Source organism: Collinsella sp. AF04-24, assembly GCF_003465685.1.
GTDB lineage: Bacteria > Actinomycetota > Coriobacteriia > Coriobacteriales > Coriobacteriaceae > Collinsella > Collinsella aerofaciens_AP.
The window spans coordinates 720-15,767 of record NZ_QSBK01000004.1; the positions used below are offsets into that span (position 1 = coordinate 720).

Annotated in this window: 12 protein-coding genes; 6 read left to right on the forward strand and 6 right to left on the reverse strand. The window is 60.7% G+C overall.

Annotated elements, in window-relative coordinates; translation table 11 throughout:
- Nucleotides 1-327: 327 nt before the first annotated feature.
- Together DWV32_RS02090 and DWV32_RS02095 are read right to left on the reverse strand one after the other, a co-directional pair.
- A complete protein-coding gene (locus DWV32_RS02090) occupies nt 328-1,068 on the reverse strand; it encodes an ATP-binding cassette domain-containing protein (protein ID WP_117769450.1) in 741 nt (246 codons plus the stop codon).
- 5 nt (nt 1,069-1,073) lie between these two features.
- Nucleotides 1,074-3,296, reverse strand: a complete 2,223-nt coding sequence (locus DWV32_RS02095) for a hypothetical protein (RefSeq protein ID WP_117734371.1) — start codon at nt 3,294-3,296, stop codon at nt 1,074-1,076.
- Nucleotides 3,297-3,848: 552 nt separating this feature from the next.
- Here DWV32_RS02095 and DWV32_RS02105 point away from each other — a divergent pair.
- The 6 genes from DWV32_RS02105 (at nt 3,849) to DWV32_RS02130 (ending at nt 8,458) form a co-directional block, all read left to right on the forward strand.
- Entirely contained in the window at nt 3,849-4,361 is a 513-nt protein-coding gene (locus DWV32_RS02105) for a DUF2975 domain-containing protein (RefSeq protein ID WP_006235293.1), read from the forward strand.
- 9 nt (nt 4,362-4,370) lie between these two features.
- Complete coding sequence (locus tag DWV32_RS02110) at nt 4,371-4,622, forward strand: helix-turn-helix transcriptional regulator (RefSeq protein WP_117757067.1); 252 nt, start codon at nt 4,371-4,373, stop codon at nt 4,620-4,622.
- Nucleotides 4,623-4,640: 18 nt separating this feature from the next.
- Nucleotides 4,641-5,348, forward strand: a complete 708-nt coding sequence (locus tag DWV32_RS02115; protein ID WP_255413137.1) for a site-specific integrase — start codon at nt 4,641-4,643, stop codon at nt 5,346-5,348.
- Nucleotides 5,349-5,744: 396 nt separating this feature from the next.
- Nucleotides 5,745-6,032, forward strand: coding sequence for an ACT domain-containing protein (locus tag DWV32_RS02120; RefSeq protein WP_006235289.1), 288 nt, complete (start codon nt 5,745-5,747; stop codon nt 6,030-6,032).
- A 78-nt stretch (nt 6,033-6,110) separates the two neighbouring features.
- Nucleotides 6,111-7,529 carry a citrate synthase gene (locus tag DWV32_RS02125; RefSeq protein ID WP_117757069.1) on the forward strand — a complete coding sequence of 473 codons (1,419 nt, stop codon included), beginning with the start codon at nt 6,111-6,113 and terminating at the stop codon, nt 7,527-7,529.
- Nucleotides 7,530-7,615: 86 nt separating this feature from the next.
- Nucleotides 7,616-8,458 carry a Cof-type HAD-IIB family hydrolase gene (locus DWV32_RS02130; RefSeq protein WP_117638123.1) on the forward strand — a complete coding sequence of 281 codons (843 nt, stop codon included), beginning with the start codon at nt 7,616-7,618 and terminating at the stop codon, nt 8,456-8,458.
- A gap of 118 nt (nt 8,459-8,576) precedes the next feature.
- Here DWV32_RS02130 and DWV32_RS02135 read toward each other — a convergent pair whose 3' ends face one another.
- The 4 genes from DWV32_RS02135 to DWV32_RS02150 form a co-directional block, all read right to left on the reverse strand.
- Nucleotides 8,577-9,371 (reverse strand): Cof-type HAD-IIB family hydrolase, encoded by a 795-nt coding sequence (locus DWV32_RS02135; protein WP_117638124.1) that lies wholly within the window; start codon nt 9,369-9,371, stop codon nt 8,577-8,579.
- Between the two features lie 171 nt (nt 9,372-9,542).
- Nucleotides 9,543-11,363, reverse strand: a complete 1,821-nt coding sequence (locus DWV32_RS02140) for an adenine deaminase (protein ID WP_117638125.1) — start codon at nt 11,361-11,363, stop codon at nt 9,543-9,545.
- A 274-nt stretch (nt 11,364-11,637) separates the two neighbouring features.
- Nucleotides 11,638-12,849, reverse strand: a complete 1,212-nt coding sequence (gene tyrS, locus DWV32_RS02145) for a tyrosine--tRNA ligase (protein WP_117638126.1) — start codon at nt 12,847-12,849, stop codon at nt 11,638-11,640.
- 97 nt (nt 12,850-12,946) lie between these two features.
- On the reverse strand, nt 12,947-14,923 hold the full coding sequence (locus DWV32_RS02150; RefSeq protein ID WP_158566027.1) for a U32 family peptidase: 1,977 nt from the start codon (nt 14,921-14,923) through the stop codon (nt 12,947-12,949).
- Nucleotides 14,924-15,048: the final 125 nt, after the last annotated feature.

Sequence of the window (15,048 nt, forward strand, 5' to 3'; positions counted from 1 at the left end):
CGCGCGCGTATTGAATGCGTCGACAAAGCCCTGCATGCCCTGCTTCATAAAGAAGGGCCCGTAGATGGGTGAATTGAACGCAATGGGGACGGAAAAGGCTGCAGCAAGCACGAGCGTACAAATCCATACGGCCTTGTCTCTTAGGATTAGTTTGAGAAGAAGTCGACAGTACATTTAGAAGCACCTACGTTCCTCAAAGAATTGTTAGATTAATAATGACAGACCGAATGAAGATGCGTGCGATGGGGGCGAGGCGAATGGCTGAGCGGTATCGATACGCGGGTTCAACGGTATCACATTGGCCACATAGATTTTTAACTTGCATTTCTACCCGCCCTTTTCGTAGAGTCGCCGATACGTGCTTAGCGCACCCTCGGCGCGTCCGGCAGGCTTTGCGAAATGGGATCCAGGAGACTTCGGCGCAGCATCATCTTGCGGAATGCTTCTAATGAGCCTCCCATCCTTCAAAAACAGAATCTCATCGCACAGCCTATCGACCGAATCCAAGATGTGGGATGACATGATGATGCACGTACCAGAATCGGCCAGCTTCCTGAGAATCTCGGAATGCAAGTCCACCCTGCTGGGGTCGAGCGCGTTCATGGGCTCATCTAATAGAAGGTACCGCGCGCCCGTCGCATACGCAATCGCCAGGGTAAGCTGCTGCTTCATGCCCTGGCTCAGAGTGCGGATCCTCATCTTCGCGAACTCGCCTATCTGCGTTTGTTCCACTATCTCTTCGATATCGCGAGCATGCGGCCACATATCGCAAACCATCTTGAGGTGATCTTCCGCACGCAATCCGGGATACAGCAGCGTCCCCTCACCAGGTGCATAGAAGATCATAGAACGGACCTCTCTCGCACCCGTACCCTGCACCTCATCCAGAACGATGCTCCCGTCCACGCGAGGACCCGGCAAACCTGCCATCGCACGCAGCAACGTCGTCTTTCCATGCCCGTTCGGAGCGACGAGACCGTAGACCGTACCCGGGGCAAACTCAGCGTTCACCGAATCTACGAGCACCTTCTTTCCATAAGAGATCGTCAGCGTTTGAAGGTCAATCATCGAGATCATCCCCTTTCGATCTTTGGAACACTCAGGCGCACCATCAACGGAGATACGGCGCCCAAGACCACCAGCAGAGCGCCCGATGCGCCGACGACCTCTCCAAAAGGCATCGCGTTCGTCCCTCGCCCAAGGAACCCAATCGTCCCCACCTGGGAAGCGGGATCAAACGAGGCGAATGGAGCCAGCAGCGCGACGCCCATGCCCACGCTTTCAACATGAGCGCTCAACGAACCCAACACCAAGAGAACCGCGCAAACCATTCCGGTGACAACGGGGTTGCGGCTAATCGCTGCTGTCAACGCAGCGACGACGGAAATCACGCCGTATGCCATGACCAGCAACGGAATACTGCACAACACCGCCTCCCCCACCATGGACGTTGTCGAAGCTCCCGCCCGAATGAGAGCGACGGGATACTCCGATCCACCCGCACCGTTCTTAATCACGGACACAACGACAGCGGGAACCATCGACACCAAAAGCAGCACCAAGCCAAGCAGGAGAGCCAGCGCAACAGCCGTCAGAAAACGCACATGCGCTGTTGCGGGGATCTGGAGAACCAGAAGGGAACGACACTGCAGGTGGGTGCACGCGAGCGATGTGACAACCACGGGCAACAGCAAAAATAAGGAGGGAAGCGCTGCCTGGAGATACGAAAGGAGGATTAATGGGGGCATCTTCGTACTTAACTCGTAAACCTTGGGGTCCGGCAAGCTCGCGATCGACTCAAGCAGAAGGGCGCGCGCCTCCGCACGAGAAGGAGTCTCCGGCTCGATTCCGATCGATTGCAGGAGAGTCGCATCTGCCGCGCCCAGCTCACCTCGAGCGCGCTCGTACGTCGCAAGGCTTCGAAACCCCTCCGCAGGCATAGGCGCGTACACGAAACCCGAAAGAGCATCCCGCATGTCTTCCAGGGCCGCTTTGCCCTCGACGTCCATATTCGCAGCGTTCTGCTCTAGATACCGATCTATTGAACGGAGCTCCCCATCCCTATACCGAACAGCGGAAACGTTATCAGCGTCAGGAAACATCTCGACCAGAGCCGGGGCCAGCATCGTCGTCGACATTGCAATCGCGCATACGGCGAGGGTAGGAGAACGCAGGAGCAGTTTCCCCATCGTTCTTACGTATGCAACGGCGGAGGCACAAGCGCTCGAACGAGTTGCCGTTCTCGATGCAGTGAAGGAACCTCTCTCAAGACAAATCGGGGATATCGGGCACGCGCAGCCGCTCTTTCCAGCAACGCAAAGCAGGCTAATTGCCAGCACCTCGATCCCGATTGCGCATACGAGGGCAATCGCGCCACGCTCGAAGCAAAGTCCAGGCAGATTCACTATCTGCGTTGTCGGGTACGGGCTATAGGCGCCGACGGTCAACTCAGTGTTCGCATACGTAAGGGGATTCAACAGGGCGAACTCACGTAAAGCGATGGATCTTCCGTAATACCCGGGAACCATCGTCACCCCCATCAGGGCACATACGAACACGATTCCAAGCGTAGGGTTATTGGCAATCTTCACGGCAAGGTGAACGACAAGCGAGATGAACGCTGCCACCAAGAATTGCAAGATGGCCGTCTGCGCGAACACCAGCCAAGCCGGTTTGATAACCGGAGTCGCATATTGAATGTAGCCTATCGGATAGAACGGCGAGCCCGGGCCATTCTTCACAAGCGCGGCGATTATCCCTGGAAGATTGATGGCGAGGACGGCAAGCATTGCAAAAACACTCGCCCATACGCTCGATGCAACAAGTCTACCCAGCTCGCCCATCGGTGCCTGGATGATGAGCTTTTCACGTTTGTTAAGACGCGCGGCAAGGAACGAGACGGCAACGGCCGTTGCGACCCATAGCAAGTACTCCTTCGATCCGTCATAATAGGTGTACTCTCCATCCGATATCTGCAGAAACGGAAGTAGGGGAGAGAGCGGTGCCAAGATAAGACGTCCCGCGGCAAGAGGGTACAGAAGCGCGGGCATGCTTGATGAAGAGGTATAGACACCGTCCTCCCCCGCATTCACAAGCGCATCCGCATAGGATGCTGACAATTCCTGCTCAACACGGGTTATTCCCGACTCGAGGTATTCGACCCGTCCGTCGATGCCAGCCGCGCTCCTGAAGACGGGCAGAGCACAAAGAACCATCAACGCAACAACGACAACACAGAGCGACCTGGAGGAGAGAAGCGACCTAAAGATCGCCTTCGAGATTTTGAGCATATTCATCGCCAACCTTAACCTCATCCAGTCGGAACAGAGGGGCCGAACAAAATGCTCGGCCCTTCCTCGCATCTAGTAGGTGCTATAGACAAATTGCCATTTATCAGTTGTGCCAAGAACACCACAGGAGCACATTGCAGCGAGGCGGGATTCCCTATGATGCGCGGATCGGCGATAGCCATTTCGGTAGGAGATCGTCTTGTAAGAGATGTTGAACATCGAGATGCTGTGCCCGCTTACGCCGCGAGGACAGCTGTAGCTCCAGTAGGTATCGACGACGTCGTCCGTATACCCGAGGGGCTCAACGAGGGCACACTGGCTGCTCTCCTGGGAAGGAGGCATCGGGGTATCCGCAAAAGCGGGGGCTCCCGGCAGCAACAGACAAAGAGCGAGGCCGAGGAAAACCAAGAGCTTACACGACTTAACAGTACTGAACATAATCCTCTCCAATCTAGAGGGGTTTCGGTTGCAGCACGCTGTGATTACTTGCCGGCAAAGTCAATTTAACATAAACTGTTAAAAAGTAACCTGAGTTTTTTAAATTCTTCGGAGGTTATTATGAGTTCCGACAATCGCACTCCCCGGCTTCATTCCTTCCGCATCGCATGTGCGATAGCCTCTGCGACCCTTTGCGCCACCGCCATCGCACAAGTGGCGTTCTCCTTAAAGCCAGCAATCGAAGTGCTCGACAACCCTGTAATTGCAGACTCCCCCGCGTATCCAGCCCTTGCGATCTCGACATTGGTCCCTGCCGTCATCGGTATCGCTACGACCATCCTCAGCGCCGTTCTCGTGTGGACGATCAAGAGCGGAGACCCCTTCAAGAAAGGGTCTGCGACATGCTTGAAGGTGCTCGGCATTCTCTTCGTTGTTCAAGCTGCCACCAGCCTCTACGCCGGCTCACTCAAAACCTCCGTTTCGATGTTTGGCGGCGAGGGGGCCGTCGGCGCCCAAGAGATCGCTTCATCATTCGATTGGACCTCTCTGGTTCTCGGCATCGTCCTGTTCATGCTTTCCCAGCTCTTCTTGTACGCCCGAGAGCTGTACCTCGACTCCGACGAGATTGCGTAAGGAAACGCCATGCCCGTAATTGTTCGCCTCGACAAGATCATGGCCGAGCGAAAGATTTCCTCGAACGAACTTGCCGAAAGGATTGGAAGCACGCCCGTGAACCTGTCCCGTATTAAAAAAGGGCATATTCGCGGCATTCGCTTCAACACACTCGAGCAGCTATGCCTCGCCCTTCGTTGCCAACCCGGAGACCTTCTCGAAGTCATGAGCGAAGAGGATGCCCGAAAGGAGTTCGGACTCGATTGGTCCGCCGAGGATTAGAGGGCGGTCGTACTCGCCCTGCACACGGGGATGCGAATCGGCGAGGTCTGCGGCCTTCGGTGGTGCGATGTGGATTTCGAGACGGGCCTGATCTCGATCAGACACTCGGTGGCGTACGCGAAGGGAATGGGTTCGTTCATCAAGGACACCAAGACCCATAACGCCAGGGGTATCCCCATCGACTCGGTCGGCCTACTCCCCTTCCTGAAGGAGACCCACGAGATCGACTGCGGAAAGCTGCGCTTGCGCGGCCTTACCGGGGCGGTCGAGATCGGGGACTGCTACATCCTGTCGGAGCCGGGCGCGACCTTCGCGACGACAAGCTATATCCGCAGGGCGTTCAAGACGTTCTCGGAGACCAACGGCCTCATGGGCACCAACGACGAGCTGATCACGTTCCACGGCCTTCGCCACACGTTCGCAACGCAGTGGATCCGCCAAGGCGGCGATATCAAGGCGCTCCAATCGATCCTCGGCCACAAGGACGCCATGGCGACGCTCAACGTCTACGCCGACATCGAGCCCATCTCCAAAATCCATAACATGCTGCGCGCCACGCCGTGCCTTTGGCGCGGGCACCTCGGGCCGAGGGTCGATCCGGGTCCCATGTTCCAACAGAGGATCCAGGAGTCCATCGAGACGCTCCAGGCGTTCGGCTACGACATCACCGAGCCGGACGACCGAAATATCGCCATACGCGACGTGAAGACGAACAGTTGGCTCTAGCTCACCGAGTACGCGGCAGTGCTGGGCCCATCCCAACTGAGGTCACGGTGGTCCGATAGGGGCGCCGCCCGCGGCATGCGCCGCGGAGCGGTATCCCCTACCGAAGGGCGGGGATGCCCTCCGCTTCCAGTTCGGAATCAGCCGTCGGAGGCGTTCGGCTGACTGCGGGAACGGCCTGTCCGCTCAATGTGTTCGGCTGAGATCGGAAATCAACCCAACACGAGCCGGACACGCGCCAGACGGCTCTTCCCCGTACGGCCTTCCCCCTTACGCTCATGTTGCAGGCATGTAACGCCGCAGCGAGCGCGCCTTTTTTGCGCCAGACAGGTACAATGATGAACACTGTACCGTAGCGGAGCGCCCCGCGCGCGCCGCAATCACGCGAAAGGGTTTCCCATGGCCGAGATCTCGTCCTCCCGTATCGTCATCACCGTCCTTGGCAAGAACCGCCCCGGCATCGTCGCCGGCGTCACCCGCGTCCTGGGCGAGGCCAACGTCGACATCCGCGACATCACGCAGTCCATTATCGAGGACATCTTCACCATGACCATGCTGGCCGATACCGCCGAGTCCAAGCTCGACTTCGCTGAGCTGCAGAAGGCCCTGGCCGAGGCCGGCGAGCTTTCGGGCGTCAACGTGTCCATCCAGCGCGAGGACGTCTTTAACTTTATGTACCGCCTGTAGCGAACAGGCCGTGCAGGAACAGGCCGGCGCATCTGCACTCAAGCACGCCGCCCCCACACGGCCCGGAGAGGAGCGCACATGGCCTACGACGCCAAGAAAATCTATTACCGCTTCGATGACCACTTGAGCCGACTGGTTCTGGATTACGAAGCAAGCCGCCAGATTTCGTCTGAGAGCGAAAGTCTCTACCACGGCCTGCCGACCGACCCTTATGACGAGGGCTTGTTCGAAGAGCACAATGTCAAGCGCGGCCTGCGCAATGCCGACGGCTCGGGCGTGGTCGCGGGCCTCACTCGTATCTCGGATGTGCACGGCTACAACAAGGTCGACGGCAAAGTCGTGCCCGATCAGGGCAAGCTCACGCTTCGCGGCTACAGCATCGAGGATCTGGTCAACAATGCCCAGGCCGAGAATCGCTACGGCTACGAGGAAGTCGCCTATCTGCTTATCACGGGTTCGCTGCCCAACAAGGAAGAGCTCGACGGCTTTTGCGAGCGCCTGGGCGCCTTTAGACATCTGAGCGACGAGTACGTTAAAGAGTTCCCTATGACCACGGTATCGTCGAGCATCATGAACGTGCTCCAGCGCGCCGTACTGCTGCTCTACGCCTTCGATGCCGAACCAGACGTGATCACGCCCGAGCACGAAATCGACGTCGCCATTTCCATGCTCGCACGTCTCCCGCGCATCGCCGCCTTCGCACACATGGCCTCGGTCGCCAAGCTTCGCGGCTCCGAGGTTCACGTGCCGCACCCTACGCCCGGTCTCTCCACCGCCGAGACCATCCTACAGGTCCTGCGCGGCGGCATGGCGTTCACCCGCGATGAGGCGATGCTGCTCGACGTTATGCTCATGCTGCATGCCGAGCACGGCGGCGGCAACAACTCCACCTTCGCTTGCCGCGTGCTGTCGTCTTCGGCCACCGACCCGTATTCCGCCTACGCCGCGGCTATCGGCTCGCTCAAGGGCCCGCGCCACGGTGGTGCCAATGCCAAGGTCGTGTCTATGCACGAGGACATCCGCGCGCATGTCTCCAACTGGGAGGACGAGGACGAGGTCGCGGCCTACCTGGGCAAGATCCTCGACAAGCAGGCCTTCGACGGCACGGGCCTCATCTACGGCATGGGCCACGCCGTCTATACGCTCAGCGACCCGCGCGCCGAGGTCTGCCGTCGTTACGCGCGCACACTTGCCGCCAAGAAGAACCTGGGCGATGAGTTCGCGCTCATCGAGCGCATCGAGCGCCTGGCACCCCAGGTCATGCGCGACCACGGCATGACCAAGCCCATCTGCGCCAACATCGACCTGTACACGGGCTTTATCTACAAGATGCTCGGCGTGCCCGAAACGCTCTTTACGCCGCTATTCGCCGTCGCCCGCATGGCCGGCTGGTCGGCACACCGTATGGAAGAGCTCTTCTGCGCGCACCGTATCATCCGCCCCGCCTATCGTCCGGTGATCGAGCCGCTGGAGTACAAGCCGCTCGCCGACCGCTAGGACGCGGACCGTTATAGAACTCGAGCGTGGCCAGGGACCCAAGCCCTCGGCCACGCTTTTTATGCCAGTAGAAAGGGCTGCATCAAATGATTGTGTTTTCCGATATGGATGGGACGCTGCTGACGAGCGATAAGCAAATGAGCGATGCCACCTGGGCGATGCTCGACGAGCTCGCACGTCGTGGCATCGAGTTTGTTCCCTGCACGGGACGTCCACTGTCGGGCATCTTTAAGCCCATTCTCGCCCATCCCGCCGTGCACTACGCGGTCTGTGCCAACGGCGCCAGCGTCTGGCAGCTCGACGAGGATACGCCCACCGACGCCTCGCGCGCCACGTGCATCTTGAGCCGTCCGCTCGACCGCGCCATCGCCCACCACGTCCATAGCATTGCCACCGGCCATGACGTCACCTTCGATATCTTCGCGGACGGGCAGTGTTTCCTCCCCCGCTCGCTATACGGGCGTCTGGATGAGTTCTGTGGCGGCGACCCCCACATCGCGGCTTCGCTCAAGCGCACACGAACGCCGATCGACATGAATATCGACAGCAAAATCGACGAGGTCGAGACGCTCGAACGCATCGCTATGTACTGGCACGACCCCGCCGATCGCGACGCCATCGCGGCGGCGCTCGACACGCTCGGAGGCATTGAGGTCACGCGTTCGTACGCCATGAATATCGAGGTTATGGGCGAAGGCGCCACCAAGGGAACGGCCCTCACGTGGCTGTGTGAGCATCTGGGCGAGCGTCTCGCCGACGCCTGGGCGTTCGGCGACAACATCAACGACATCCCCATGCTGCAGGCAGCGGGCCATGGCATGGCCATGATCAACGCCGAGCCCGAAGATCGCGAGGCCGCCGACGCCATCACCGAATACGACAACGACCACGACGGCGTCGCCCGCACCATCATGGCCGCCCTCGCCTAGTCATTGGTCAGTCATTGGGGACGTTCTTAAACGACTAGTCACTGGGGACACTCTTCGCAAAAAGCTGCAAGGACTGTCCCCCACTGTCGGCAGAAAAGGAACGTCCCCATCTGCCGAATTAGGAGAGACTCTCCAGCACGCGACGGAGCTCCTGCTGGACGGCGTGGTCGCGGTTGCAACCCACCACGCGATCGGCCACCGCCTTAAGCGCGGGGCGCGCGTTTTCCATCGCGCAGCCCGTGCCGACAAAGCGAATGATCTCGTAGTCGTTCATCGAGTCGCCAAACGCCATGACCTCGTCGCGACCAATGCCGTAATGCTCCGCGAGCTGCGCGATACCCGAGGCCTTCGACACACCAGGCTGCATGGCATCGATCCACGCGTTGCCCGAAGGCGCAAAAGTAAAGAGCTGACCAAGTTCGCGCTGTAGCACGTACGCACTGTCCATAACCGCACTGTCGTCGCAAAAGATACTCGCCTTGATGATATTTACGCTGGGATCGGGCAGCTCCCAAATGCGCTCGGCATTGGGAAGGTCCTTATCGACCTCACGCACGAACTTGCTCTCGTCATCGAGCAGGAAGGACTTGGTACGGTCAAAGAGCGCAAGATGCAGATTGGGAAACGTCGCGACGGCCTGGGCGAGCCTTCGAATCGCCAGGTGCGAATACACCTCACGGTCTACCATCTTACCGTCGGCGTAGACTTGGGCGCCGTTAGCGGCGACAAAGTCCATCTTGTCGCGAACGGGCGCAAAGAACTCGCACAGGCGATCGTAGCGACGACCTGACGATGCGGCGAAATGCACGCCATGCTCGTGTAGCGCCAGAATCAGTTCGTAGGTCTCGGGAGGCACCTGGCCGTTTTCGTCAAGCAGCGTGCCGTCCATATCGGATGCAATCAGTTTAAACATAGAAAAGCTCCCTTCGGGCTTGTTGGAATCGAACGTGTATCCGATTCCAACGTACCCAAAGGGAGCTCAAATAAGACTCCGCGGGCGTAAACGTTACAAGGACCTGGCAAATAGCTCACACATGCCAGAGGTCTCACGGTCGCGGCGTCAGGCGACACGCCACCCCGATGACTAGTCGGCGTAGGTGAAGGTTGTAACGTCGAACATGCCCTCGGGGCGGATGCGGAGCGTCGGGATAACCGGCAGGGGCAGGAAGATGATGCCCATGATGGGGTCGAGCGGCGGCTCAATACCCATGGCGCGTGCCTTGACCATAAAGTCGTCGTGCTGCGCGGCAACGTCCTCGGCCGTGCCTTCGCTCATAAGGCCACCGAGCGCCAGCGGAATGCGCGCCACGACCTCGCCGTTACGCACCAGCACGTGGCCGCCCTGGCCCACGGCCTCAACGGCAGCCATCATATCGGCCGCGTTGTCGCCCACCACGCACACGTTGTGCGAGTCGTGGCCGATCGTCGAGGCGATGGCACCGCCCGTAATGGTAAAGCCACGCACCCAGCCGCGACCAATGTGCTTGCCAACAAGACCCAGGCCCGCAGGGCCATCACCGTCGGCCCCCTCGGCCTGCAGTGACAAGCCGCGGCCGTGGCGCTCGATCAGCATAATGCGGCGCAGGCCCTCGGCATTCTCGGGACGAGCCATGCCCGTGATGGCCTTGCCCGGCACCACGTCGATCACGGCCTCGCCCGGCTTAAAGGCATAGTCGAACACGTCGAGCGATAGCTTCGGCAGCTTAACGGAAGCACGCAGCTCATCGGCAAGGGCCGCAACCTCGGCCATCTCGGGTGCAATTTCGCCCACAAAGGTGCCATCCTGCGCCACCAGGGCACCGGCGGCATAAACACGATGCGGAGCCTTGGCAAACGTAAGGTCATCGAGCACCAGCAGGTCGGCGCACTTGCCCGGGGCGATCGCGCCACGGAGCTCGTGTGGGTCGCGGCAGCCGTGGTCCAGGCCAAATGCCTCAGCCGTAGAAAGGGACGCCATGGAGATGGCGACCACCGGGTCGATGCCGGCCTCGATAGCCACGCGACAGGCATTGTCGATCATACCGGTCGAAAGCGCGTCGGAAGGAGCACGGTCGTCGGTCGCAAAGCAGCAGCGACGGGCGCGGGCGGGGTTCTCCAGCAGCATCGGCGACAAGTTGGCCAGGTCGTGGCTGCACGTGCCCTCGCGCAGCATCACATACATGCCGCGGGACAGCTTATCGAGCGCCTCCTCGGGAATCGTCGACTCGTGGTCGGCGATAATACCCGCTGCGGCATAGGCGTTGAGGTCTTTGCCGGCAACAAGTGGCGCATGGCCGTCGACCTGCTTGGACGGCGTCTGGTTGGCAGCGTCGATGCGAGCGCAGGTCTCAGGATCGGCCATAAAGACACCCGGCAGGTTCATCATTTCGCCCAGACCAAAGACATCGCCCGGATACTCGGCAAAAAACGCCTGCATGTCAGCGGCGGTAATCACAGCGCCCGCTTGCTCATCGGGCAGCGCGGGCACGCACGAGGGCATCATGTACTTGATGGAAATGGGCGCGCGACGGCCGTCCTCGATCATAAAGCGCAGGCCGTTCAGGCCGGAAACGTTGGCGATCTCGTGGCTGTCGGCGATGGCAGTGGTGGTGCCGCGCGTCGCCGCCATGCGCGCATACTCGGCGGGACGGATGTTCGAGGACTCGATATGCAGATGTCCGTCGATAAAGCCGGGGGCGATATAGCGACCCTGGCAGTCAATGACCTCAGCCGCCTCGTAGGTGCCGGCGGCATCGTCGCGACCGTCGTAGAGCACGCCGACGATTACGCCGTCCTTGACGGCAACGCTACCGGGCGCCACGCGCTGGCCATATACGTCGACAATCTGCGCATTGGTAAACAGCGTGTCGACGGGCACGCGGCCCTCGGCAGCATCGATCACAGACCTCATGACCTCAACGGACATACATACTCCTTTAACTGTAGAAATAACTGCGGAGCGGACGAGCCTTCACCGCAGCAAGCCAATAGCAATTGTATGCCCAAAAGAAGGTCCCGCTAACACCCCGTCCGCTTAACGGCACACGCCGCTTGGCGCAATGGGGACAGGTTACTTTGCACCAATGACAAGGAGTGTCCCAAAGTGCCGGCACAAAAGGAACGTCCCCAAGTGCCAAAAAAGCCGCAGCCGGAATCGTTCCGGCTGCGGCCCTATTGCACATGTTAGGTTGACCTACTTGCTAGACCAACTTAAAGCCCTTGCGCTTGCCTACTGAGAGGGTGTCGCCCAGCTTGAGGGCGCTCGGGTCGATGTTGTAGCTCTTGGGAGCCACCGCCTCGCCGTTGATCTTGACGCCGCCGCCGTCAATGTCGCGACGGGCCTGGCCGGCGCTCGCCGAAAGGCCCAGGTCCTTAAGCAGGCCTGCGAGGTAGATCTGGCCCTCGTCGTTGACGGTCAGCTCGACATGCTTCTCGGGGAAGTCGGCAAGCTGGCCCTCCTTGAACACGCGGTCGAACTCGGCCTGAGCCTCGTCACCGGCACCGGCGCCGTGATAGGTGTCGCACAGGTCGCGGCCCAGCGCGCGCTTGAGCTCATAGGGATCGGCGGAACCGTCGGCCAGGGCAGCGTCGATCTTGTCGACCTCGGCCGGGGTGAGCGAGCTGGCCAGACGATAGTACTTGCCGATCATCTCGTCGGGGATGGACATCGTCTTGCCGAACATATCCTTGGGAGCATCGGTCAGGCCGATGTAGTTGCCGTAGGACTTGGACATCTTGCGCACGCCATCGGTGCCCTCGAGCAGCGGCATGGTAAGCGCGATCTGCGGCTCCATGCCCATCTTCTCCATGAGCTCGCGGCCGGCGAGCAGGTTGAAGAGCTGGTCGGTGCCGCCCATCTCCACGTCGGCCTTGATCTGAACGGAGTCGAAGGCCTGCATCACGGGGTACAGGAACTCGTGGAGGGCGATCGGCGTCTGGGACTGGTAGCGCTTGGTAAAGTCATCGCGCTCGAGGATGCGGGCGACGGTGAACTTGGAGCACACCTGCAGCAGGCCGGCCAGATCCATCGACAGGATCCAGTCGCCGTTGTGCACGATGGTGGTCTTCTCGGGATCCAGGATCTTCATGGCCTGGCTCACGTAGGTCTCGGCGTTGGCCTCAATCTGCTCCTGCGAAAGCTGCGGGCGGGTGGAATTCTTGCCCGAAGGATCGCCGATCAGTGCGGTGCCGTTACCGATGATGAGGGTGACCTTGTGGCCCAGGTCCTGGAACTGACGCATCTTGCGCAGGGGCACGGCATGGCCCAGGTGCAGGTCGGGGCTGGTGGGATCGACGCCGAGCTTGATGTTGAGGGGCTCGCCCTTCTCAAGCTTCTTGCGAAGGTCGGCCTCGGGGACGATCTGCGCTGCGCCCGAGGTGATGATACGCATTTGCTCGTCGACAGACAGCATTGGGTATCCTCCTTTTGCTATAGCACCCTCACCGGATACGGCGGTGCTCGAAGTTCATAAACCCACTCATAATAACCAAAACGGCGCGGCCGAACACCTACGACAGGAAAATCCTCGTCCTGCCGCACGCGTCGATAACGACCGGCAAACGCGTGCCGTCACGTTCGACCAAAAAGCGCGCCTGCTGACGGCGCGAGCAGTCACGGCAACGGACCCGCCCCGTTGCATCCGTGGCGCAGGCGCCCTCGGCAGTCAGCAAGCAGTGCTCGCACACCATGATCTCGGGACGGTCGGCATCGACAGGCCCCAAGACACCGGGGCAAGCGGCAAGCTCGGCAACACGCTCCGCATCATTGCCGAGCAACTCGGCCGACAAGCACACCCGCCCCGCACCGAGTCCGCGCAGCCAGGTAAGCGTGGCCCGATTGGCACAGAACACCGGCGCCGCCACGTCAAACGTTGTGCCCAGCTCGCGGGCCATCGCCACTTGTCCCAGATTGCGGCAGACGACGCGCCCGGCACGCTGCATAAGCGCCCGAGTCCGCTCGGCGTCGCCCGCGCGGCACACTTCGTCGAGCACCACCGTTGTATCGGACAGATCTCGCTCATCGCGCGGACCCACATCCATCAGCTCCCAGGCAAAGACCATACGAGCAAAATCCTCGCGCTTTACCGGCCCCGCCGACCCCGCCAACTCCGTCGACGCGCCGCCATCCACCGCAGCGTCCTCAAAGGGCAGCACCTCAACGGCACGCGCAACGGGCGCAATCGCATCCGCCTCGGCCCGCATGCGCTCCAACACCGCCGTCGTCTGATCCAACACGCCGGCGCTGCGAATCAGATAGACCTCGCAGCCCGCGTCCACCTTACGCTTGCAATGCACGACGACGCGCTTCCCCGCTGCGGCATCCACCGGGCAGGGCACCTGCGGCCAGCGCTTGGGCACATCGGGACGCGCGTCGACACCCGGATAGAACCGAATCTCGAGCGTGTCACCCGCCGCCACGGCGGCATCGAGCTCAACGGTCACCTCTTCGTGGCCCACAGCGACCAAGCGCCCCACGCGCACGCCCTGGTTGATCGCGCGCTCAAAGCTCATCAGCTCGGCACCCGAACGACCCCGCAGGTAAGCATCGGTAAACCCACGGTTAAACGACCTTCCCAGCTCGCGTTCAAGCTCTTCCACGGCACCGGAGTCCCACGCGCCGTCGCACAGCATATCGAGTGCCCGACGCCACACCCTCACCACGTTGAATACGTAATCGGGATTCTTCATGCGTCCCTCGATCTTGAGCGATGCCACGCCGGCGGCAACAAGCTCGGGCAGGTGCGCGATACCCAGATAGTCACGCGGACAAAGCAGGCGGTCTCCCTCGACGGCAACAACACTCTGCCCCGCCTCGTCCACTAGGTCGTACGCCAGACGGCACGGCTGCGTGCAGTCGCCGCGCATCGCCGAGCGCCCACGCCGCAGGGCCGAGAACTCGCACGCCCCCGAATAGCCGATGCAAATCGCACCGTGGCAGAATACCTCGATGGGCACGCCCGTGGCACATAGCGCCGCAATCTCGTCGACCGTCAGCTCGCGTGCCGTCGTCACGCGCTCGACCCCCAGTTCATCGGCGGCAAGCCGCACGGCACCCTCGCTATGAGCGCCCGCCTGCGTGGACAGGTGAATCTCGACCCCGGGAATCGCCGCGCGCAGCGCGCAGGCCAACCCGGCATCGGCGACAATCAGAGCATCGGCGCCCAGCTCCAGTGCATGAGCTCCCAACGCCACCGCGTCGGACAACTCATCGTCAAACACGAACACGTTGAGCGTTACGTACACATGCACGCCATGGGCATGCGCCACGGCGCAGCCGCGCGCAAACTCGTTATCCGTAAAGCCATGGGCGCTCACACGGGCGTTAAAGCCGCCCAACCCCGCATAGATGGCATCGGCACCCGCGGCGATAGCCGCAAGCATCTGGTCGAGTCCGCCCGCCGGCGCCAGCAGCTCGGGCAGCGCCGCACTGACAACATCCAATCCAGTCTCGTATTGTCCGCTCGGCCCCATCGTCCGAATCGCCATCGACAAACTCCTTACCAAGGTATGCATTCACTCTGAAAAATGCCGTCTTCCAGCATACACGAGGCCTCGCGCGCCCCGTTTGGTTTATCGTGTAATAACTTATGTCCATCCTGCCCCGACGGCAC

Excerpts from the sequence above, each read along its gene's own strand:
- DWV32_RS02090 (WP_117769450.1), bottom strand. The coding sequence starts at position 1,068 with ATGATTGACCTTCAAACGCTGACGATCTCTTATGGAAAGAAGGTGCTC.
- DWV32_RS02095 (WP_117734371.1), bottom strand. The coding sequence starts at position 3,296 with ATGAATATGCTCAAAATCTCGAAGGCGATCTTTAGGTCGCTTCTCTCC.
- DWV32_RS02105 (WP_006235293.1), top strand. The coding sequence starts at position 3,849 with ATGAGTTCCGACAATCGCACTCCCCGGCTTCATTCCTTCCGCATCGCA.
- DWV32_RS02110 (WP_117757067.1), top strand. The coding sequence starts at position 4,371 with ATGCCCGTAATTGTTCGCCTCGACAAGATCATGGCCGAGCGAAAGATT.
- DWV32_RS02120 (WP_006235289.1), top strand. The coding sequence starts at position 5,745 with ATGGCCGAGATCTCGTCCTCCCGTATCGTCATCACCGTCCTTGGCAAG.
- DWV32_RS02125 (WP_117757069.1), top strand. The coding sequence starts at position 6,111 with ATGGCCTACGACGCCAAGAAAATCTATTACCGCTTCGATGACCACTTG.
- DWV32_RS02130 (WP_117638123.1), top strand. The coding sequence starts at position 7,616 with ATGATTGTGTTTTCCGATATGGATGGGACGCTGCTGACGAGCGATAAG.
- DWV32_RS02135 (WP_117638124.1), bottom strand. The coding sequence starts at position 9,371 with ATGTTTAAACTGATTGCATCCGATATGGACGGCACGCTGCTTGACGAA.
- DWV32_RS02140 (WP_117638125.1), bottom strand. The coding sequence starts at position 11,363 with ATGTCCGTTGAGGTCATGAGGTCTGTGATCGATGCTGCCGAGGGCCGC.
- tyrS (WP_117638126.1), bottom strand. The coding sequence starts at position 12,849 with ATGCTGTCTGTCGACGAGCAAATGCGTATCATCACCTCGGGCGCAGCG.
- DWV32_RS02150 (WP_158566027.1), bottom strand. The coding sequence starts at position 14,923 with ATGGCGATTCGGACGATGGGGCCGAGCGGACAATACGAGACTGGATTG.